The sequence below is a fragment of the Micromonospora sp. NBC_01412 genome (assembly GCF_045040215.1).
GTDB classification, from domain to species: domain Bacteria; phylum Actinomycetota; class Actinomycetes; order Mycobacteriales; family Micromonosporaceae; genus Micromonospora; species Micromonospora rubida.
In genome coordinates this window covers 7,317,294-7,336,752 of the sequence record NZ_CP109528.1, presented here as the reverse complement: position 1 = coordinate 7,336,752, position 19,459 = coordinate 7,317,294, and the positions used below count along the sequence as shown (strand labels likewise).

18 protein-coding genes are annotated in these 19,459 nt (G+C 75.0%); 14 read left to right on the top strand and 4 right to left on the bottom strand.

The window, feature by feature from the left end:
* Nucleotides 1-168: 168 nt before the first annotated feature.
* The 7 genes from OG617_RS31955 to OG617_RS31925 all read left to right on the top strand — a co-directional run bounded on the left by OG617_RS31955 (nucleotide 169) and on the right by OG617_RS31925 (nucleotide 6,171).
* Complete coding sequence (locus tag OG617_RS31955; protein WP_405096600.1) at nucleotides 169-2,214, top strand: M6 family metalloprotease domain-containing protein; 2,046 nt, start codon at nucleotides 169-171, stop codon at nucleotides 2,212-2,214.
* Nucleotides 2,215-2,319: 105 nt separating this feature from the next.
* The gene (locus tag OG617_RS31950; protein ID WP_405096599.1) at nucleotides 2,320-2,739 is read left to right on the top strand and encodes a hypothetical protein; all 420 of its coding nucleotides are present in this window, start codon (nucleotides 2,320-2,322) and stop codon (nucleotides 2,737-2,739) included.
* Nucleotides 2,736-3,317: a TlpA family protein disulfide reductase gene (locus OG617_RS31945; RefSeq protein ID WP_405096598.1), complete on the top strand. Its 582-nt coding sequence runs from the start codon at nucleotides 2,736-2,738 to the stop codon at nucleotides 3,315-3,317. The genes OG617_RS31950 and OG617_RS31945 overlap by 4 nt, the downstream gene beginning before the upstream one ends.
* A 29-nt stretch (nucleotides 3,318-3,346) precedes the next feature.
* Complete coding sequence (locus OG617_RS31940) at nucleotides 3,347-3,478, top strand: hypothetical protein (protein WP_405096597.1); 132 nt, start codon at nucleotides 3,347-3,349, stop codon at nucleotides 3,476-3,478.
* A gap of 186 nt (nucleotides 3,479-3,664) precedes the next feature.
* The gene (locus tag OG617_RS31935; RefSeq protein WP_405096596.1) at nucleotides 3,665-4,912 is read left to right on the top strand and encodes a glycosyltransferase family 4 protein; all 1,248 of its coding nucleotides are present in this window, start codon (nucleotides 3,665-3,667) and stop codon (nucleotides 4,910-4,912) included.
* A 251-nt stretch (nucleotides 4,913-5,163) separates the two neighbouring features.
* On the top strand, nucleotides 5,164-5,604 hold the full coding sequence (locus tag OG617_RS31930; protein ID WP_405096595.1) for a VOC family protein: 441 nt from the start codon (nucleotides 5,164-5,166) through the stop codon (nucleotides 5,602-5,604).
* A 96-nt stretch (nucleotides 5,605-5,700) separates the two neighbouring features.
* A complete protein-coding gene (locus OG617_RS31925; RefSeq protein ID WP_405096594.1) occupies nucleotides 5,701-6,171 on the top strand; it encodes a hypothetical protein in 471 nt (156 codons plus the stop codon).
* Nucleotides 6,172-6,266: 95 nt separating this feature from the next.
* Here OG617_RS31925 and OG617_RS31920 read toward each other — a convergent pair whose 3' ends face one another.
* On the bottom strand, nucleotides 6,267-6,938 hold the full coding sequence (locus OG617_RS31920) for an SRPBCC family protein (protein ID WP_405096593.1): 672 nt from the start codon (nucleotides 6,936-6,938) through the stop codon (nucleotides 6,267-6,269).
* A 401-nt stretch (nucleotides 6,939-7,339) separates the two neighbouring features.
* Here OG617_RS31920 and OG617_RS31915 point away from each other — a divergent pair, with 401 nt between their 5' ends.
* The 4 genes from OG617_RS31915 to OG617_RS31900 all read left to right on the top strand — a co-directional run bounded on the left by OG617_RS31915 (nucleotide 7,340) and on the right by OG617_RS31900 (nucleotide 12,626).
* The gene (locus tag OG617_RS31915; protein ID WP_405096592.1) at nucleotides 7,340-8,839 is read left to right on the top strand and encodes an O-antigen ligase family protein; all 1,500 of its coding nucleotides are present in this window, start codon (nucleotides 7,340-7,342) and stop codon (nucleotides 8,837-8,839) included.
* A 26-nt stretch (nucleotides 8,840-8,865) separates the two neighbouring features.
* Complete coding sequence (locus OG617_RS31910) at nucleotides 8,866-9,999, top strand: Wzz/FepE/Etk N-terminal domain-containing protein (protein ID WP_405096591.1); 1,134 nt, start codon at nucleotides 8,866-8,868, stop codon at nucleotides 9,997-9,999.
* Nucleotides 10,000-10,215: 216 nt separating this feature from the next.
* The gene (locus OG617_RS31905; RefSeq protein WP_405096590.1) at nucleotides 10,216-11,784 is read left to right on the top strand and encodes an oligosaccharide flippase family protein; all 1,569 of its coding nucleotides are present in this window, start codon (nucleotides 10,216-10,218) and stop codon (nucleotides 11,782-11,784) included.
* Nucleotides 11,781-12,626 carry a sulfotransferase family protein gene (locus OG617_RS31900; RefSeq protein ID WP_405096589.1) on the top strand — a complete coding sequence of 282 codons (846 nt, stop codon included), beginning with the start codon at nucleotides 11,781-11,783 and terminating at the stop codon, nucleotides 12,624-12,626. Before OG617_RS31905 ends, OG617_RS31900 begins: the two co-directional genes overlap by 4 nt.
* A gap of 70 nt (nucleotides 12,627-12,696) precedes the next feature.
* Here the strand turns inward: OG617_RS31900 and OG617_RS31895 are convergent, their stop codons facing one another.
* Genes OG617_RS31895 through OG617_RS31885 form a run of 3 tightly spaced genes read right to left on the bottom strand, consistent with a single transcriptional unit; the run spans nucleotide 12,697 to nucleotide 16,023 of the window.
* Complete coding sequence (locus tag OG617_RS31895) at nucleotides 12,697-14,178, bottom strand: hypothetical protein (protein ID WP_405096588.1); 1,482 nt, start codon at nucleotides 14,176-14,178, stop codon at nucleotides 12,697-12,699.
* The gene (locus OG617_RS31890; RefSeq protein WP_405096587.1) at nucleotides 14,175-15,095 is read right to left on the bottom strand and encodes a sulfotransferase family protein; all 921 of its coding nucleotides are present in this window, start codon (nucleotides 15,093-15,095) and stop codon (nucleotides 14,175-14,177) included. The genes OG617_RS31895 and OG617_RS31890 overlap by 4 nt, the downstream gene beginning before the upstream one ends.
* Nucleotides 15,088-16,023, bottom strand: coding sequence for a hypothetical protein (locus OG617_RS31885; protein ID WP_405096586.1), 936 nt, complete (start codon nucleotides 16,021-16,023; stop codon nucleotides 15,088-15,090). The genes OG617_RS31890 and OG617_RS31885 overlap by 8 nt, the downstream gene beginning before the upstream one ends.
* A gap of 239 nt (nucleotides 16,024-16,262) precedes the next feature.
* On the opposite strand from OG617_RS31885, the gene OG617_RS31880 reads away from it, so the two are divergent.
* Genes OG617_RS31880 through OG617_RS31870 form a run of 3 tightly spaced genes read left to right on the top strand, consistent with a single transcriptional unit; the run spans nucleotide 16,263 to nucleotide 19,435 of the window.
* Complete coding sequence (locus OG617_RS31880) at nucleotides 16,263-17,507, top strand: glycosyltransferase (RefSeq protein ID WP_396680830.1); 1,245 nt, start codon at nucleotides 16,263-16,265, stop codon at nucleotides 17,505-17,507.
* A complete protein-coding gene (locus OG617_RS31875; RefSeq protein ID WP_405096585.1) occupies nucleotides 17,504-18,520 on the top strand; it encodes a sulfotransferase family protein in 1,017 nt (338 codons plus the stop codon). The genes OG617_RS31880 and OG617_RS31875 overlap by 4 nt, the downstream gene beginning before the upstream one ends.
* A gap of 3 nt (nucleotides 18,521-18,523) precedes the next feature.
* Complete coding sequence (locus tag OG617_RS31870; RefSeq protein WP_405096584.1) at nucleotides 18,524-19,435, top strand: sulfotransferase family protein; 912 nt, start codon at nucleotides 18,524-18,526, stop codon at nucleotides 19,433-19,435.
* Nucleotides 19,436-19,459 lie beyond the last annotated feature (24 nt).

The window sequence follows — 19,459 nt, the reverse complement described above, 5'->3', positions numbered from 1 at the left end:
CCCCGGTCCTTCAGGTGTCGGAAGCCACCGCCCCACCTGCCGACATCTGCACGGTGACCGGCCCCGGCCCGCCCTCCTAGATTCGCTGCGCGGCCTGCTGACAGGTGTTCCGCGATCCCCCCACCGGGATGCCCGGCGCCGCGTTTCCTCCCGACGAGAGGTGGTTCCGTGCACCGTGCTACCCCCAACCGAACGCGGCTGAGGCGTTCCCTGCTGGCCGCGGCCGTGGTGACCACGCTCGTGGCGACCGGGGCGGCGCAGGCCGCCGCGGCCCCGGCCAACCCGGCCGGCGGCACCGCGCCGTTCCAGGTCCTCGACCCGCAGGCCTGGCAGAACCCGGACACGATGACCTGGAACGACTACAAGGCCGTGCCCGGCAAGAACTGGGCCGACCCGAGCGTGTCGGGCTCGGTCCGCAACTTCAAGATCGCCCTGGTGGCGCTCGACTATCCCGACCAGACGTTCGCGGTCTCCCAGCGGGCCCGCTCGACGGTCTTCGGCAACCCCCAGTCCGTCGCGACCAACATCCCCCGGGCGGACGTGCCGAAGTTCTACCAGGACTTCCTGAACACCCCGAACACCCTGAACAAGGGCCACACCCTGCACGAGTACTGGATGCAGGACTCCAACGGCCGCTACGGCGTCGACCTCGCCGGGTTCGGGCCGTACCAGATGCCGGCGAAGTCCCACCAGTACGGGCTGGACAACAGCTTCAACCCGGGCGCCTGCCCGAGCGGGGACGTGTGCGGCAAGAACATCCGCACCGACGGCCTGGGCGCCTGGCGGGCGGCCGTCGGCGAGGAGGTCGCCAACCAGTACGAGCTGGTGTTCATCCTCAGCGCCGGCCAGGACGAGTCGTCGACCTGGCAGGAGTTCGGGCAGATGATCTTCCAGAACAAGGAGGACGTGCCGGACGCCTGGGGCCCGCCGGACCCCGACCTGCCGAACTGGGCGAAGACCCGCTACGTGGACTGGACCTCGTGGAAGGCTGCGGCGACGCTGTGGCCGAACGCCGGCGGCGGCTCCTCGACGCAGGGGGAGAGCTCCGGCATGGGCGTCTACGCCCACGAGCTGACCCACCTGCTGGGTATCGGCGACAACTACAACAACCCGTACGGAGAGCCGCTGCGCAGGGCGTACACCGGCATCTGGAGCATGATGTCGCGCGGGTCGTTCAACGGCCCGGGCGGCCCGCACACCCGCTGGCAGATCCCGCCGACCAACGGCGGCTCGATGGGTTCGCTGCACACCGTGCGGGACAAGATCAAGATCGGCCTGCTCGGCGAGGAGCACGTGCTGCGGCTGTCCCGGGAGTCGCTCGCCTCCTCGGGCCTGGTGGTCGCGCAGGTCACCGCCCGCGCGGTCGACGCCGGCCCGAAGGGCCTGACCGGCGTGAACATCGCGCTGAACAAGGACCTGTCGCCGACGTGCGGCGTCAGCACCGACCCGCTGTGCGACGGCGGCAACTTCAACAACTACACCGTCGAGGTCGTCGACCGGATGGGCGCGGACTCCTTCACCCCGGACAGCGGCGTGCTGCTGAGCAAGACGAAGAACGCCGACAGCGCGCCGTTCCAGTGGGTGGTGGACGCCAACCCGCAGGACATCGACATGATCGACTTCTACCGGCCGGACGGCACCCCGCAGAAGATCACCATGGGTGACTACCGGCAGCTCTCCGACGCGCTGTTCCACGCCGGCGCGGACACCGGCAGCCAGTACGAGTACGTCGACGAGGCCAACCGGCTGCACTTCTACATCATCGACCTCAAGCGGGACTCGGCCGGCTCGCTGTCCTACACCGTGGCGGTGCGCTCGCTGGACGGCACCGGCGGGCCGAGCAGCCACGGCGTGACGCTGGGCAAGGGCGAGATGACCAGCGGCGGCAAGCCGACCAACCGGGGGGTGACCTGCTCCTTCGAGCTGACCAACACCGGTGTGTACTCGGCCGGCGGGCAGCAGCACCCGGAGAACGTCAGCGCGTACCTGAAGTCGGACGTCTACCGCCTGTCGGCGGAGGTGGCCGGCAAGGGCTGGCGGACCTGGCTGCCCACCCAGCTCGCCACCGCGCAGTTCGGCAAGTCCACCACGGTCAGGGTGTCGGTGGGCGCCACCGCCGCCGCCGCGGACACCGGCTTCGTGAAGCTCACCGCGACCTCGGAGAGCGACCCGACGAAGACGGTGACCAAGCAGTGCCGGGTCGAGAAGTCCTGACCGGCACCCGAGGCTGACCCCGTTGTTCCGGGGCCGCGGCGACGGCCAGCCGCCGCCGCGGCCCCGGAAGGCGGGCGAGAGGAGGACGACGTGCGGAGAGGCACCATGACGCTACTGCCCCTGCTGCTGGCCGGCGCGACCGGCTGCGGCACCGCCGGCGCCACGCAGGAGGCGGTCTCCCCGACGACGGTCCGGGTCCTGGTCCGCGACATCAACATCCGGGCCGAGGGCGTGGACTGCGCCGGCACCGGCCCGTACCTGCACTTCCACAACCGGGCACCGTTCCGCGTGCTCGACCCGGACGGTACGGCGCTGGCCACCGGGCGACTGCCCGCAGGCACCGCGGTGGCCGCCTTCACCGAGGACCTGGGGGTCGAGCGCGTACCCACCTACTGCGAGTTCGCCGTCCCCGTGCGGGTGCCGCAGCGGGCCTCCTACCGGCTGGAGGTGGACGGCCGGGCGGCGCTCGACCTGACGCCGGACAGCAGCGAGGGCCCGGCGCTGGTGGCGGTGGTCCCGTCATGAGGCGGGCGCTCCTGCCGCTCCTGCTGGCGGTGGCGCTGCTGGGCGGGTGCAGCACGCCCCCGCCCGAGCCCTCCGCGCCGGCACCCGCCGGCGGAGCGGCGACGCTGCCCGGGCCGGTCCCCGCCGACCTGGTGCTGCGCCCGGCGCCCGGGTCCGCCCCGGCCGCCCCGGCGTTCACCGGCGCGCTGACCGACGGCACCCCGCTCGCCGCCGCCGACCTGTGGGCGCAGCGTCCCGTCGTGCTCACCTTCTTCAGCTCCTGGTGCACCACCTGCGCCGGCCGCCAGGCCGCCCTCAGCGAGCTCGCCCGCAGCTACCGGGACCGGGTGGTCTTCGTCGGGGTGGCCGGCGCGGACCAGGCCGACGAGGTCCAGGACTACCTGCGCGCCCACCGGGTGGAGTATCCGGTCGTCCTGGACGACCAGCAGACGATCTGGCGCTCGTACGCGGTGCGGGAGCCACCGGCCGTCGTGGTGGTGGCCAAGGGCGGCGCGCTGCTGCGCGGCTGGCCGGGGGGCCTGGACGCACCGGCGCTCGATCAGCGGCTCCGGGAGCTGGTGCTGGCCGGCCAGCCGTAGTCAGCCCGTCGGCGAACCCGACTTCCACCATGCCAACCGGAGCAGGACACCGGCCCGGGGCCGCCGCCCCGGGTCGGTCGCTCGCCCTCGCCCCGCTCAGCTACCGGAACACGTCCGAGCTGACCATCGACCGGGTGCAGTTCGGCGGTTCCACCGCCTGACCTGCACCGCAGTCGTCAGGGGACGGACACGCTCCGTCCCCCCGGCGGCGCACCGGGTACGCGGATGGCCGGACGTGCTGCTCGGGCTGGCTGTCCGGCCCCTGTCCGCCGGTCCACCGATGATCTAGCGTCCCGTGCGTCTGGTGCCTGTTCACCACCTCGGGCGCAGCGAACCTAGGGGGGACAGTGCCGTTTCGTGAGGACGCCGTCGAGGCGACCAACCAGTTCCGCCTCGACCGGTCGGGGCCGGCCGCGACCCGGCCGCCGGGCTGGCGCCCCCTGCGGGTGGCGATGATCGGGCAGAAGGGCGTGCCCGCCACCTACGGGGGGATCGAGCGGCACGTGGAGGAGATGGCCAGTCGGCTCGCCGCGTTCGGCCACGAGGTGACCGTCTACTGTCGGGACAGCTACGGCGACGTGTCCGCCGAGCAGTACCGCGGCATCCGGCTGCGTCGGGCCCGCACCGTCGCCAGCAAGCACCTCGACGCGATCGTGCACTCGACCACCTCGACCTTGGCGGCTCTGGCCGAACGGCCCGACATCGTGCACTACCACGGGCTCGGCCCGATCCTGACCGCCCCGCTGGCCCGCTACGCCTCCCGGTCGAAGGTGGTGCTCACCGTGCACGGGCTGGACAACCAGCGGGACAAGTGGGGCCGGGCGGCGCGCGCCGTGCTCGGCACCGCGTACCGGCTCAGCGCGTACGTCCCGGACGCCAGGGTGACGGTGTCGCGCGGCCTGTCGACGCACTACGCGACCCGGTTCGGGCGGCCCGCCCGGTACATCCCCAACGGGGTGACAGCCCCGCGGCACCTGCCGCCCCGCCAACTCGACGGCTTCGGCCTGCGCCCCGGCGGGTACCTGCTGCTGGTCGGCCGGCTCGTGCCGGAGAAGGCGGCGGACCTGCTCGTCCGGGCGTTCCGGCGGCTGCCCACCGACCTGCGGCTGGTCGTCGTCGGCGGCTCCTCCTTCACCGACGACTTCGTCGCCCGGATCCGCCGCGAGGCCGGCGACGACCCGCGCATCGTGTTCACCGGCTTCGTCTACGGCGAGCAGCTCGCCGAGCTGTACTCGCACGCGGCGGCCTTCGTCCAACCCTCCCGGCTGGAGGGGCTGCCGCTGACGCTGCTGGAGGCCGCCTCGTACGGGCTGCCGGTGGTGGCCAGCGACATCGAACCGCACGTCGAGGTGCTGGAACGCGACGCCCCCGGCCGGCGGCTGTTCCGCGACGGCGACGGCGACGACCTGCTGCGGGCGTTGGCCACCGTGACCGCCGACGTGCCCGCGGAGCGGGCCGGCGCCACGCTGCTGCGCGACCGGGTGCTCGCCGAGTACAACTGGGACACGGCGGCCCGCGACCTGGAGCGGCTGTACTTCGAGTTGGCCGTCCGGTCGTCCCGCCCGCGCCGCCGCCCCGAGCCCCGGCGCCGCTGAACCGCCGGCCCGCCTCGGAGCAGCATGATGAGCGGGTCGGCGGCCGTCGCGCAGCCAGGAGGCCAGCCACCCGGCCCCGGGGCAGCGCGTCGCGGCCGGCGCGTCGGTAAGTGCGTCGCGGCCGGCGCTGTCTTCCAGAACGCGCTGTGGTCAGCACGCTTTGGTCAGCGCCCTGTGGCCGGCGCGGCGACGCCGCTCAGCGTCAGGGTGCCCGGTGGCTGACTGTCGGAGCTGGGCGATACGGTCCCACCATGGCAGCCAGGATCGATCTGACGCTCGACTGCGCGGACGCCCAGCTCCTCGCCGCGTTCTGGAAGACGGCGCTGGGCTACGTCGACGAGCCACCGCCCGCCCCCTTCGCGACCCGCGCGGAGTGGCTCGCGCAGTTCGACCTGCCGGAGGACGACTCCGCGGACGACGGCGCGTGGCTCTGCGACCCCGACGGCGTCGGCCCCCGCCTCTCGATCCTGCGGGTCCCCGAGCCCAGGGCGGCGAAGAACCGGCTCCACATCGACGTCCGGGTGCCGGGACACGGCGGTCCCGACGAGCGGTGGGCACGGATCAGGGCGGAGTCCGAGCGCCTGGCGAGGGCGGGCGGGAGCGTGCTGGCGGAGTTCGACGGCCACCACGTGGTGATGGCCGACCCGGAGGGCAACGAGTTCTGCGTCGCCGCAGCCGCAGCCGCGGCCTGATCGGCCACGCAGCTCCACCACCGCGCGGGGGACCGCGCGTCCCAGGTCGTATCTTCCTTACGCCGCGCACCGGCGGCGGATCGATCGGAGAATCCGATGGGCGTTCTGTACGACTACTTCCGGGCGGCCGACGACGAGGCGGTCGCCGCGTTGATGGCCGCCACGAACGGCGGCCCGCTGGTGGGGCCGGCAGCCCCTCCCGGGGTGGACGTCGTGGAGGCCAAGGGCGTCGACCCCTCGGTGGTGCTCGGCCAGGCCGTGTCGCTCGCCCTCGGCGTCGCATGGGACGCCGACCTCGTCGACGACCGGCTCATCTGGCCCGACGCCGGCGCTGCGGGGGCGGAGCACGACGGGCCCTGGGTGGTCAGGCTCGGCGACCGCGTCCGTGACGTGCTCGCCGCGGTTGCGGAGGACCGGCTGCCGGCCCTCGCCGACCGCTGGTCGCGGATCGAGGAGCTGTCCTGGGGCGAGCCGGCCGGGATGCTGCCCGTGCTCCGGCAACTCGTCGGGCTGGCCCGCCGGGCGCAGGCAGGTGGGCAGCGCCTCTACTGCTGGATGTCGCTGTGACCGCGCGAAGCTCGGTGCTCTGACCACGGACGTCGGCTGGTGGGAGTCGGCCACCTGCGCTCCCGTCGGGGCTCCTTCGTCCGTGGCCAGAGCAATCAGAGCAATCGGCGGTCGCCCTCCGCGAGCCCCTTGATGTTCTGCAGCCCCGCGTCCATATTGGTCCGTAGCTGGCCGAGCCGGAAGGCCACCAGGTCCTCCTCGCTCTCGGGCACCATGTCGATGAACAGGTTGATCCCGGAACGACCGGGGCCGATCCGGGCCGTCTGCCGCAACCGGGTGCCGGTCGTCTCGGGCTCGATCTCGAAGCACCAGGTGGCAGCCGGCTCGGAGTGGTCGCCATCGGGCCCGGCGAATCTGCCGTCCACGTCCAGGACGATCCACCCGAACCGGCGCTGCTCCTCCAGCTCCACCACCCGGCAGACGGTGCGCCACTCGCCGATCTGCTCGTGGCGGTTGTAGCCGACGAAGCTCGCCCCCAGCTTCGGGCTGTCCGCGCCGTCCATCCACTCCACCCGCTGCAGCTCGGGACTCAGCCGAGCCGGCAGGTGGATGTCGGTCACGAGCTCCCAGACCCGCGGCGGGGCCGCCTCGACGTAGAGGTCACATGCCACGCTCGGGCCGTCGGTGTATCGCACGTTGCCGCCTTCGGTGTCGGGTTGGGTCGCCCCGGTCGACCCGTCGTGGACGGACAGGGAGCCGGGTGCCGCCACAGGGGTGCCGACCGCGTGGCTCGCGGGGTCGGGGCGCCGGGCGGACGCCGAACTCATCGACGTACGTGACCAGCTTTCCCAGGTTTATAGAGGGTTCCAGGGTGTCCCGTCAATCCTCGTCGCCCCGATCCGGCGACGGGCCGGGGCACCCCAATGGCGGGCGGGGACGTCGGCCCAGCACACGTGGACGAAGATCGGGTCCGACGGTCGATCCGCCGGGCGGCGTGGGCGCGTGTCGTCGGTCGCCGACACACGCCCACCCGGTGGATCACGAGGCCGCCACTCCCCGTGAGGGGATCATGGGCCGTGTCGCCGCCGGGGGCCGGACGTTACGCCGTCGCGGCTGACGCAACGGCCCATGTTCCCGGGGTGGCTGGCACCGTTAGATTAGGCCGTTCTCCCGGTCCCTCGGCTGTGACCGGCAATGACACCCCTGGAAACGAGTGGTCGGCGAGCGAGTGGACGGACAGCGACACGGCACGGTGCGTGACGCCGGCCCGCCCGACGGGGCCCGGCGTCGGCCGGCCGGCGACCCGACCGGGCGCCTGTTGACCGGTGGCGCCGCGCTGCTGTGCGCCGTGGTGGCGGTCGTCGCCGGCCTGGCGATGACCCATGGAGACCGGGTGGGCGTGGTGCTGCCCCTCGCGGTGGTCGTCGGGCTGGCGGTCGGGGTGCTCGCGCTGACCCGCTTCGCGGCGTACGTGCTGCTGATGCTCGCCGTGCGCTCCTGCGTCGACCTGTTCAAGCTCAGCGGCCCGACCGCCGGCCGCGCCGACGCAGGCGCGGCCACCCGGGCGCTGGACCCGTCGACGATCCTGGCCGTGTTGTTCCTGCTCGCCGCCGGTCTGTGGCTGGCCGCGCAACTACGCGAGAGGGGCCGGCTGCGCGGCTCCCTGCTCGGCGTGGCGCTGCTGCTGGTCGGCGCGACCTCGCTGGTCAGCGCGCTGGGCGCCGCGCAGCCCGTGCCCAGCGCACTGGAGGCGCTGCGCATCGGCACCGTGGTGGTGATGTTCGTCGTCCTGGAGCAGTTGATGCCGGACCTGCCGGCGATCCGGCGGTTCCTGCTCGCGGCGTACGCCTCCCTGGCGCTGGCGCTCGGCTACACCGCCGTGCTGGCCCTGCTCGGGGACCCGCCGGCCGAGGTCAAGGGCGACTTCACCCGGATCAGCGGGCCGTTCAGCCAGTCGACCACGTTCGGCCGGTACCTGATGTTCATGGTGATCTTCGGGTTCGGCGTCCACCGGTACCTGGCCCGCCGGCTGCGGGTCGCCCTCGGCGTGCTGCTCGCGGCGTCGCTGGTGTTCCTGCTGCTCACCAACACCCGCAGTGCCATCCTCGGCGCGGCCCTGGGCCTGGTCGTGGTCGCGCTGCTGCATCGCAGCCGGCGCCTGCTGGTGGCGCTGTGCCTGGTCGCGGTGGCCGGTGCGGCCCTGTTGCCGACGGTCGCGCAGCGCTTCGGGCAGCTCGCCGACAGCACCGCCGTCGGCGGTGGCCCGACCGGCAACACCCTCGCCTGGCGGGTCGACTACTGGTCGGAGATCGTCTCCCTGGCCAACCGCAACCCGGTGACCGGCATCGGGCCCAACATGACCAAGTTCGAGGCCGACGAGGCGAAGAAGCCGCACAACGACTTCCTGCGCGCGTACGTCGAGACCGGTCTGCTCGGCCTGCTCGCCTACCTGGCGATGATGGTCCTCTGCCTGCACGCCGGGTGGGCGGCGCTGCGTCGGGCCCCGCCGGGCACGCTGGGCCGGGGGATCGCGGTCGGTTTCCTCGGCTGCGCGGTCGCCTTCGTCGCGGTCAGCGCGGCCTCCAACGTGATCTCGAACGTGGTCACGCTGTGGTACTTCGCGGCGTTCGCCGCCGCGGCCAACGCGATCGCCCGGGGCGTGCCCGCGGGCACGGACCGGGTCGTGGCACCCGCCGCGCCGACGGCGGTCAGGCGGGGCATCGGATGAGCTACCGGACAGTGGGGAGCGCAAGGGTGGAGATCGTCGACTATCTGCGGGTCGCGCGGCGTCGGCTCTGGGTCCTGGTCGGAGTCCCGGTGGTCGCCACGGCGGTGGCCGCGCTGGTCGTCCTGCTCGGCCCCCAGCGCTACACGGCCACCTCGTACGTCGCGGCGCCGGCCCTGGTCGGCGGCAGCGCGGCCCAGCAGTACACCGGCACGCAGGCGGCCAACCAGTTCGCGGCGGCCTTCGCCGCTGCCGTGACCTCCCCGCAGGTGGTCGACCAGGTGTCGGCCGACACCGGCGTCGCGGCGGGGGACCTGCGCGACGGGCTGACGGTCGAGCAGGTCGGGGCGAGCAGCCAGCTCACCCTGGCCTACACGGCGACCCGCCGGTCCACGGTGGTCCCGGTGCTCACGGCGACCGGGAAGCGCGCCCTGTCCTTCCTGTTCACCAGCCAGGTCAACATCGCCACCGGCGAGGTGGGGGCGGCCACCGACGAGCTGACCGCCGCCACCCGGGCGATCAACGACTGGGAGAAGACGAACAAGGTCAGCCAGCCGGACAAGCTCTACCAGGCGACCCTGCAGGAGATCGCCAGCATGCGGCAGCAGCAGTTGCAGATGCAGGCCGTCGGCAACGGCCGGGGCGCCGACGCCGCCGCCGGGGCGATCGCCGCCGGGCAGAAGCGGCTGGACGGGCTCGGCCCGAAGCTGCCCGACTACCAGGCGCTGCTCGCGCAGCGGGACGGTGCCAGCACCGCGTTGTCCTCCGCCCGGCAGGGCCTCCAGCAGGCCCGGGCCCAGGCCCAGGCCGCCGACCCCGCCCAGGTCACCAGCCTCGGCGAGGTCCAGCCGGTCTCCCGGGGTCGGGCGCTGGCCGGTCTCGTGCTGCCGGTGGCCGGTGCCGGCCTGCTGCTGGCCGTGCTGCTGGTGGCAGCCCTGGAGCAGGTCACCCGCAGCCGCGCGGCCGCGGCCGGCCGGGCCACGACGGCGCAACGGGCCGCGGGGACGGGACCGGCCGCGGTGAACGGGCGGGCGGACGCGGTCGGGCCGGCTGACGCGAACGGGCGGGCCGGCGCGGTGAACGGGCGGGCGGACGCGAACGGGCGGGCCGCCGTGCCCGCGCCGTGGGACGTCAGCCCCGAACCCGAGCCGCGGCACCGGTAGGCGGGCGGCGTGGCGGCCGAACCGGACCGGCACAGGGAGCCGGCCTCCCCACGGGGCGGCCGGCGGCCGGCGACGTCCGCCCCACAGCCCGGTCCCGCCCCACAGCCCGGTCCCGCCCCACAGCCCGGTCCCGCCCCACAGCCCGGTCCCGCCCCACAGCCCGGTCCCGCCCCGCGCGGCGAGGCGGAGCCGCAGGGCGACCGGCACGTCCGGGGGATGGCCCGGGGCGGCGGCCTCAACCTGCTCGGTGCCCTGCTCAGCCAGGCCGCGGTCTTCCTGATCATGCTGCTGCTGGCCCGGGTGCTGGGCATCCGCGAGGTCGGCCGGTACGCCCAGTGCTACGCCGTGCTGTCCCTGGCCGGGCTGCTCTCGCTGTCCGGCTTCCGGGCCGGGCTGACCCGGTTCGTGGCGGTCCACCTGGCGGACTCCGACGCGCCCGCGCTGCGCGGCACGGTCCGGCTGGGGCTGGCCATCTCCGCCGCCTCGTCGGTCGTCCTCGCCGCCGCGCTGGCGCTCGCCGCCCCGTGGCTCGCCGCCCGGCTGCACGATCCCGGGCTGGTCACCGGCCTGCGGCTGGTGGCGCTGACCCTGCCCGCCTCGACGATCTGCGAGGCCGCCCTCGCGGCGACCCGGGGCTGGCGGACCCAGCGCCCGTTCACCTTCATCGGCCAGCTCTACGAGCCGGGCACCCGGCTGCTGCTGACCGGGCTCGCCCTGGCCACCGGCGCGGGCCTGACCGGGGCGTACTGGGCGCTGGTCGGCGCCGGCTGGTCCGCCGCGTTGCTCGCCCTGGTCGCGCTGGTCCGGCTGGTCCGCCGGGTGCCGCCGGCCCGCCCGGTGTACCGCCCCCGGCAGCTCTTCGGCTTCTCCACCGTGAGCTGGGTGTCCTCGTTGTCCTCGACCGGGCTGATCTGGGTCGACACCCTGCTGCTCGGCTTCTTCGCCAACCCGGAGATCGGCGTCTACAACGTGGCCACCCGGCTGGTCACCGTCGCGATCTTCGTGCTCGCGCCGATCAACGCCGCGTTCGGTCCGTACATCGCGCACCTGCACCACCGGGGGGAGCTGGCCGACGTCCGCCGGGTGTACGCGGTGGCCACGGGCTGGGTGGTCCGGCTGTCCATGCCCGCCTTCGTCGCGTTGCTGGTCCTCCCCGGCGACCTGCTGCGGGTCTTCGGCGGAGAGGTCGCCGCCGGTGCGGCGGTGACCGTGGTCCTGGCCCTGGGGCAGCTCGTCAACGCGGCGACCGGCCCGTGCGGCACGGTGCTGAACATGTCCGGCCGGGTGGCGGTCAACATGGCCGACAACCTGGCCGCCCTGGTGCTCAACATGCTGCTCAACCTCTGGCTCATCCCGGCGTACGGCATCGTCGGCGCGGCGCTGGCGTGGAGCGTGTCGCTGATCGTGGTCAACGTCGCGCGGGTGCTCCAGGTCCGCGCGCTGGTGGGCGCACTGCCGTTCACCGTGGGCATGGTCAAGGGGATCTCCGCCGGCGCGGCGGCGCTGCTCGCCGGGCTGCTGGTGCGTTGGCTGGTGCCGGGCTGGCCGTGGCGGCTCGGTGTCGGCCTGCCGGCGATCGTGGCGGTCTACCTGGGGGTCGTGCTGGCGTTGGGGCTCGGCCGGGAGGACCTCATGGTGCTGCGGGCCCTGGTGCGCCGGCGCGGTCGCGGCGCCCCCACCCCGCCCCCGCCCGGCGCACGAGACGACGGCGGCGCACAAACCGACGGCGGCGCACCAGCTGACGGCGGCGCACCGACCGCCGCCGGCACCGTGGTGGCCCGGTGAGCGCCGGGCCCCGCCGGGCCGCGGTGGACCGGCTGCGCCGGGCGGTACGCGGCACGCGGGCCTGGGCCCGTGCGGCCCGGCCCGGCCCGGTCGGCGCGCTGCCCGACTTCCTCGTCATCGGCGGGCAGCGCTGCGGCACCACGTCGCTGCACCACTACCTCGCCGGGCATCCCGACGTGCGGGCTGCCACCGGCAAGGAGCTGCAGTTCTTCAGCCTGCACGCCGGGCGCGGGCAGCGCTGGTACCGGGCCCACTTCCCGCCGGCCGCCCCCGGCCGGCAGAGCTTCGAGGCCAGCCCCTACTACCTGTTCCACCCCGCCGTGCCGGCGCGGGTGGCCGCGCTGCTGCCCGAGGCCCGGTTCGTGGCGCTGCTGCGCGACCCCGTCGAGCGGGCCTACTCGCACTACCTGCACACCCGCTCGCTCGGCGGCGAGCCGCTGGCCTTCGCCGACGCGCTCGCCGCCGAGCCGGCACGACTGGCGGCGGCGCTGCGCCGGGGGCCGGACACCCCGGCGGCCCACCGGGCCCTGCGCAACCACTCGTACGCCGCCCGGGGCCGCTACGCCGAGCAGCTCGACCGCTGGTTCGCCCACGTGCCCCGGGAACGGCTGCACGTGGTGCGCAGCGAGGACCTGTACGCCGACCCGGCGGCGACGTACGCCGGCATCCTGCGGTTCCTCGGGCTGGCGCCGTTCACGCCGGACGCCTTCGCCCGGCACACCCGGCGGGCCGAGCGGGGCCCCTCCCAGCTCACCGACGAGCTGAGGGCCAACCTGACGGCCCAGTTCGCCCCGCACAACGCCCGCCTCGCCGACCTGCTCGGCTGGCCGCGCACCTGGTGACGCCGGCCCGCCGCCCCGGGGTGGGACGGGCCGGCCGGCGGGGGCTGGTCAGCGGAGCGGGCAAGGGCTGTCAGCGGGCGGGGGCGAGGATCGCGGCGGGGTCGCCGGTGGACCGGATCAGCACCGGCTCCGCCCCGATGGTGACCGGCCCGGCCGCCCGTCGCGGCTCGGCGCCGACCGGGCCGCTGTCCAGGCCCGGCCCGGCCGGCAACGACACGCTCCCGCCCGAGGCCGACCAGACCACCAGCGTGGTCTGCTCGCCGCGCCGGAACGCCACCCCGGCCAGCCCTTTCGCGGTCACCGGCTCGGCCGTCGCGTCCTCGGCCGCGAGCGCCAGCCCGGCCAGCTTCACCCCGGCCGGCCGCACGGTGCCGTCCGGGTCGAGCAGGCCGTAGCGCACCTCGCTGCCCTGCCGGTTGTCCGGGTTGTACGCCAGCGGCAGCCAGAGCACCTGCTCGACGCCGCCGGCCACGAGCTGGACGACCGCCTTGACCATCTCGTCGGCCCGGCTGGCCGCGTCGCCGTCGCTGTCGCGCCAGAACTGGCCGACCTCCCACGCCTGGACCGGCACCCCGGCCGGGGTCTGCTCCCGCAGGTAGTCCAGCAGCGCCGGCACCCCGGCGAAGTGTTCGTAGAAGTGCAACTGCCGCACGTCGACGATCCGCTCGTCGAGCAGTTCCTCGGTGACCGCGAGGAAGGCCAGGTTCCGGGTGTTCTGCTCGGTGGCCAGGGCGGTCCGCAGCTGCTCCGGCCCGTCCACGGCCGGGATCTGCCGGCCCCGGGTGCCGACCCGGCGCGGGAAGTACGCCCGGTACGCGGCGACCGCCTCGTCCGGCCGTCCGGCCCGCACCAGCCGGTCGGCGACGCCTATCCCGTACGCCACGCTGCTGATCCCGGAGTCGACCACCCTCGCCTTCGGGTCGGCCGACCGGACCGCCTCCGTGGCGGAGGTGACCAGCCTGCGGTAGTCCGCCGGGCTGCCGGCCCAGTACTGCGGCGCGTTGACCTCGTTCTCGATCGCGTACTCCCGCACCCCGTAGGGCGCGTAGCGGCGCACCACGTCCCGGACGAAGCCCTGGTAGGCGGCCAGGTCCCGGGGCATCGCCGACTCGGTCTTGTTCGCCTGCCCCCGGGTGTGCCGGGCGGTGCCGCCGGTGGCCCAGCAGACCCCGGTGCGGATCTTCAGGTGCAGGGTGATGCCGAGGCCCTGGCTCTCGCGGGCGATCCGGTCCACCGCCGAGAAGTCCGGGATGCCCTGGGTCTTCTCGATGTCGCACCAGCTCAGCTCGTGGTACGTCGCCGAGCCGGAGAGCTGCTTCAGGTACGGGACGAACGACTCGTGGCGCGACCAGTCCCAGTGCGCGCCGAACGGGGTCCGCACCCCGGGGGCCGCCGACGGCGCCGGCCCGGCCGACGGCCCGGTCGCCGACGTCGACGGGGTCGGCCGGGGCGTGGGGGAGGCGGGGCCGTCCGAGCAGGCCGCCCCGGCGGCCAGGGCGAGCGCCAGCGCGCCGGCCAGCAGCGGGACCCGCCGTGCGGGGCGGCGCGTCACCGGTATCCCAGCTCGCGCAGCGTCGCGCCGGAGAAGACGCGGACCAGCACCCGCAGGAACGGGTCCAGCTCCCGCCGGTACGTGCCGACCCGCGAGCCGTAGATGGCGGCGTCGGTGCGTGCGGCGGCCCGCCGGTGGTCCGCCTCGGCGGTGTACTTGCCCGCCACGTCGTGCTGCTTGCCGCTGTAGTCGAGCACTCCGGCCTCCCAGGGTTCGCCGAGGAACTCGAACAGCGTCCGCATGGCCTTCTCCGGGTCGCCGACGGTGTCCTCGTAGCGCAGTTCGTGGTACCGGCCGGCGGGCAGCCGGCTGCCCGCCGCGCGGGCGACGCGGATGTAGCGGGGCCACTTGACCACGCACTTGACCGCCGACCAGTAGCCGAACCGCTTGCGGTGGGAGACGACCACGTCCCGGCCGTCCCGGATGACGTGCACGAACTGCGCGTCCGGGAAGACCTCGGCGAGGAAGCCGATCGACAGCGCGTACAAGGGCGTCTTGTCCGCCCAGCGGGTCTTGCCGCGGGACCGGGCGTAGTCGGCGTGGATGCCGCCGAAGAAGTCGGCGATGCGGCCCAGCCAGTACTCCCGGGGGAACCCGAAGCGGGCCAGCCGTTCCCAGTCCCGGCCGACGATGCGCTGCATGTCGGCCAGGAAGCGGGTCTCCGGGCCGCAGGACACCCGGGAGTGCGAGTCGAGCACCAGGCGCAGCATCGTCGTCCCGGACCGCTGGCAGCCGACCAGGAAGATCGGCCCCCGGGGCCCGGCCGCCGCCTCTGCTGCCTCTGCTGCCTCTGCCGCCTCCGGGTCGGGCCGGCGCGCGTCGGCGGCCGGCGGCGTCGAGGTGCCGGCCAAGGGGGCGACCGAGGGCGCCGGCTGCTCGGCGGCCGGCGGGACCGGCGGGGCGTCCGGGTCAGCCACGGCCCACCGCCGGGTCCAGGCCGGCCCGTGCGTCCAGCCGCCCGGCCAGCTCGGAGCACAGCGCGCGCACCCGGCCGTCGAGTTCCAGCCGGGGCTGACGGGGGGCGCGCGGTCCGATGTGGCCGTGCAGCGCCGGGTCGTACGGCAGGTCGAGGAACGCGCACAGCCGCCGCGTGTACGCGGCCGGGGCGGCCACCAGCGCGTCGTACGAGCAGAGCAGCGTGTCGTCGCGGTCGGCCAGGCCGAGGGTGAAGAACAGCGAGTTGCGCACGTACCAGAACAGGGCGGCGGCGGTGTGCGGGGTCATCCGGTCGTAGTCGAAGCCGGCGATCAGCTCGCGGGCCGGCCCGTCCAGGCGTTGCCCCTGCCACCGGTCGCCGATCGTGCCGTCGGCGATCGCCCGCAGCGCCCGCAGGTTGGCGTCGCCGAACTTCGCCACCTCGGAGCGGGCCCGGTCGTCGACGTCCCGGTACGCCCACAGCGCCCGGCCGGGCCGCAGGCCGGCCAGGCCGAGCAGCTCGTCCACCCGGTGCGTGTCGCACAGCGGCTTGACCAGCACGTGCCGGTGCCGGCTGCGCCGCACGACGTCGGCGAGCACCGCGTCGGAGCGCAGCCGGAAGCGGTGGAACACCCGCCGGTCGTTCTCGTTGCGTACCTCGAACGACGGCGCAACGTCCAGCCCTCGGGCCAGCATGTTGGTGCCGGAGCGTTGCAGGCCGACCAGGTACACCGGCACCGCCCGGCCGGGCGGCTGCGGGTGGGCCCGTCGCCAGCGCCACTTCGCCAGCGCGGTGCCGGCCCGCTGGACCGGGTCGAGCCGGTCCTCCTCGACGAGCCGCCGCACCCCCTCGGTGCGCGCCCAGCGCAGGTGCCGCACCACCCGCCGGGCGGTGTACGCCCACGCCGAGGGTTCGTCCTGCTGGGCCACCGGGTGTCCTCCTCGGGCCTGACGGTCTGGGCGGGGGACACGCTACCGGCAGATCATCGTGGCTGGCCACGTGGCCGTGCGGCCAGCGCCTCATGGGCCGTGTGGTCAGTTGGGGATCATGATCTGGACTCATCCGCCCGGTTTGCATACCGTGGGCCCCCTGGTCACCGCTGCTGCCCGGTGCCCGTCCTTCCTTACCCCTGAGCGGCCACTCAGCAGGCCACCCCTGGAGCAGGCCGATGCGTGTCCTCCACGTCAACAAGTTCCTCTACCGCCGCGGCGGCGCCGAGGGCTACCTCCTCGACGTCGCCACACTGCAGCGGGGCGCGGGCGACGAGGTCGCGTACTTCGGCATGGCGCACCCCGACAACGACGCCCCGCTGCCGTACTCGCGGCACTTCCCGCCGCTGGTGGAGCTCGACCCGGCACCCTCGGGGATCGGCCCGCGCGCGACGGCGGCGGCCCGGATGATCTGGTCCCCGGCCAGCCGGCGCGGCCTGGCCCGGGTGATCGACGACTTCCGGCCCGACGTGGTCCACCTGCACAACATCTACCACCAGCTCTCGCCGTCGGTGCTGGCCGCGGCGCGGGCCGCGCGGGTGCCCTGCGTGATGACGCTGCACGACTACAAGCTGGCCTGTCCCAGCTACCAGATGCTGGACCGGGGCGCGGTGTGTGACGCCTGCGTCACCGGCGGCCCGCTGCGGGCCGCCCGGCGCCGGTGCAAGGACGGCTCGCTGCCGGCCAGCGGCCTGCTGGCCGTGGAGTCCTGGCTGCACCGCTCCACCCAGGCGTACGGGCCGGTGCAGGCGTTCGTCAGTCCCAGCCGGTTCCTGGCGGGGGTGATGCGCCGGGCCGGTGTCTTCCCGGACCGGATGCACGTGGTGCCGCACTTCGTCGACGTCGCCGCTACGCCCGTGAAGCCGGCCCCGGGCGGGCCGGTGGTCTTCGCCGGCCGGCTGTCTGCCGAGAAGGGCGTCGACGTGCTGGTCGAGGCGCTCGCCCTGCTGCCGCCCGAGGTGTCGCTCGACGTGGCCGGCGACGGGCCGGCCCGCGCCGGGCTGGCCGAGCTGGCGCGGCGGCGGGCGCCCGGCCGGGTCCGGTTCCACGGGCGGCTGGACAAGGCCCGGCTGCACGCGCTGGTCCGGTCCGCGGCGGTGGCGGCCGTGCCGTCGCGGTGGAACGAGAACCAGCCGATGGCCGTGCTGGAGGCGTTCGCCTGCGGCGTGCCCGTGGTCGCCACCGACCTGGGCGGGCTGCCTGAGCTGGTCACCCCCGGCGTGGACGGCGAGGTGGTCGCCGCTGACGATCCCGCCGCGCTGGCCGCCGCGCTGGGCGGCGTCCTCGCCGACCCGGCGCGGGCGCACCGGATGGGCCTGGCCGGGCGGGCCCGGGTGGAGCGGGACTTCTCGCCGCAGGCGCACCTGGCCCGGCTGGGCGAGGTCTACGCGACGGCAGCGCGGGCGCTGCGGGAGCCGGCGTGACCCGCCCGGTGCGGGTGCTCTACCTGGCCGGCAGCGGGCGCAGCGGCAGCACCCTGGTCACCACCGTCCTCGGCCAGTACGCCGGGTTCTTCGCGGCCGGCGAGCTGCGCTACCTGTGGCAGCGCGGTGAGGTGGAGAACCGGCCCTGCGGCTGCGGCCTGCCGTTCCGGGACTGTCCGGTGTGGCGCGCGGTGCGCCGGGACGTGCCGGTCGACCGGGCCGGCGGGATCGCCGCCCGGCTGCGCGGTCGGCTGCGCCTGCGCGGGGTGCCCGCGCTGCTGCGCCGCCACCGGCGCGGCCGGCGTGCGGTGCCAGCCCACCCCGACGACGCGGCGCTGGCCGGCCTGTACGCCGCCGTGGCCCGGCACGCCGGGGCGCGGGTGGTGGTCGACTCGTCGAAGCTGCCGCCGTACGGGGCCCTGGTCGGCGCGCTGCCCGGCGTCGAGCTGCGGGTGCTGCACCTGGTCCGCGACCCGAGGGCCACGGCCTTCTCCTGGCGGCGCCGCCGGGGCCTCGACGGCGAGGCCGACCAGCGGCTGATGAGCCGGCCTCCGGTGTGGAAGGCGGCCCTGCTGTGGCTGGTCTGGAACACGCTGACGGCCCGGCTGTGGGCCGGCGACCCGGGCCGCTACCTGCGGGTGCGGTACGAGGACCTGACGGCCGACCCGGAGGCGACGCTGGGCCGGATCGCCGCGTTCGCCGACGCCGGCCCGTCCACCGGGACCGACGCCGGCCCGTCCGCCAGGGCCCACGCCGGCCCGTCCGCCGCAGCCGACGCCGGCCCGTTCACCGGTCCCGCGACGGTGCGGCTGGCGCCCACCCACTCGGTGGCCGGCAACCCGTCGCGGCACCGAACCGGCCCGGTGCCGATCGCCGCCGACGTCGAGTGGCGGCGCGGGCTGTCCCGGTGGTCGTACGCCGTGGTGACCGCGCTGACCGCGCCGGGGCTGCGCCGCTTCGGCTACCCGTGGCGCCGGGGCGGCCCGGTGGCACCCCGGCACGAGGAGGACTGAGGGATGTTGGCTGTGGTGGTGGGCACCGGTCGGTGCGGTTCGACCCTCGTGCAGGAGTTGCTGTCCCGGCATCCCGGCGTGGGGTTCGTCTCCGGCGTCGACGACAAGCTGTCCCGGCTCAACCTCACCGGCCGGTTCAACGGGCCGCTGTACCGGCGGTCGGCGCCCCGCCCGACCGGCATGACGTCGCTGCGGCACAGCCGCCGGCTGCTGGAACGCGGCCGGCTGCGGGTCGCCCCGTCGGAGGCGTACCAGCTGCTGGACCGGCACGTGCTGGCCGGCTTCTCCCGCCCGTGCCGGGACCTGACCGCCGACGACCTCACCCCGCACGTGGCGCGGCGGCTGCGCGCCTTCTTCGACGCCCGGATCGGCCGGCAGCGCTGCCCGCTGCTGGTGCACCACGTCACCGGCTGGCCGCGCACCGGGTTCCTCCGGGCGGCCTACCCCGAGCTGCGGGTGGTCAACGTGGTCCGCGACGGCCGGGCCGTCACCAACTCCTGGCTCCAGATGGGCTGGTGGGACGGCTGGCGTGGCCCCGACAACTGGTACCTCGGGCCGCTGCCGGACGACCTGCGCCGGGAGTGGGAGGAGTCCGCCCGGTCCTTCCCGGTGCTCGCCGCGCTCGGCTGGAAGATGCTGATGGCGGCGTTCGTCGACGCCCGGGCCGCGCACCCGCCCGGGCAGTGGCTGGACGTCCGCTACGAGGACCTGCTCGCCGACCCCCGCGCCGAGGTGGCCCGGATGCTCGACTTCCTCGGGCTGGACTGGACGCCGGCGTTCGAGCGGGGCTTCGGGCGGTACGAGTTCCCCGCCGGACGCCGGGTGGCGTACCACGACGAGCTGGGCCCCGAACAGCTCGCGGCCGTCGAGCGGGCCCTGGCCGAGCCGCTGCGGCAGTGGGGCTACCGGGACTGACCGCCTCCCCCGGCGAGGGGCCCA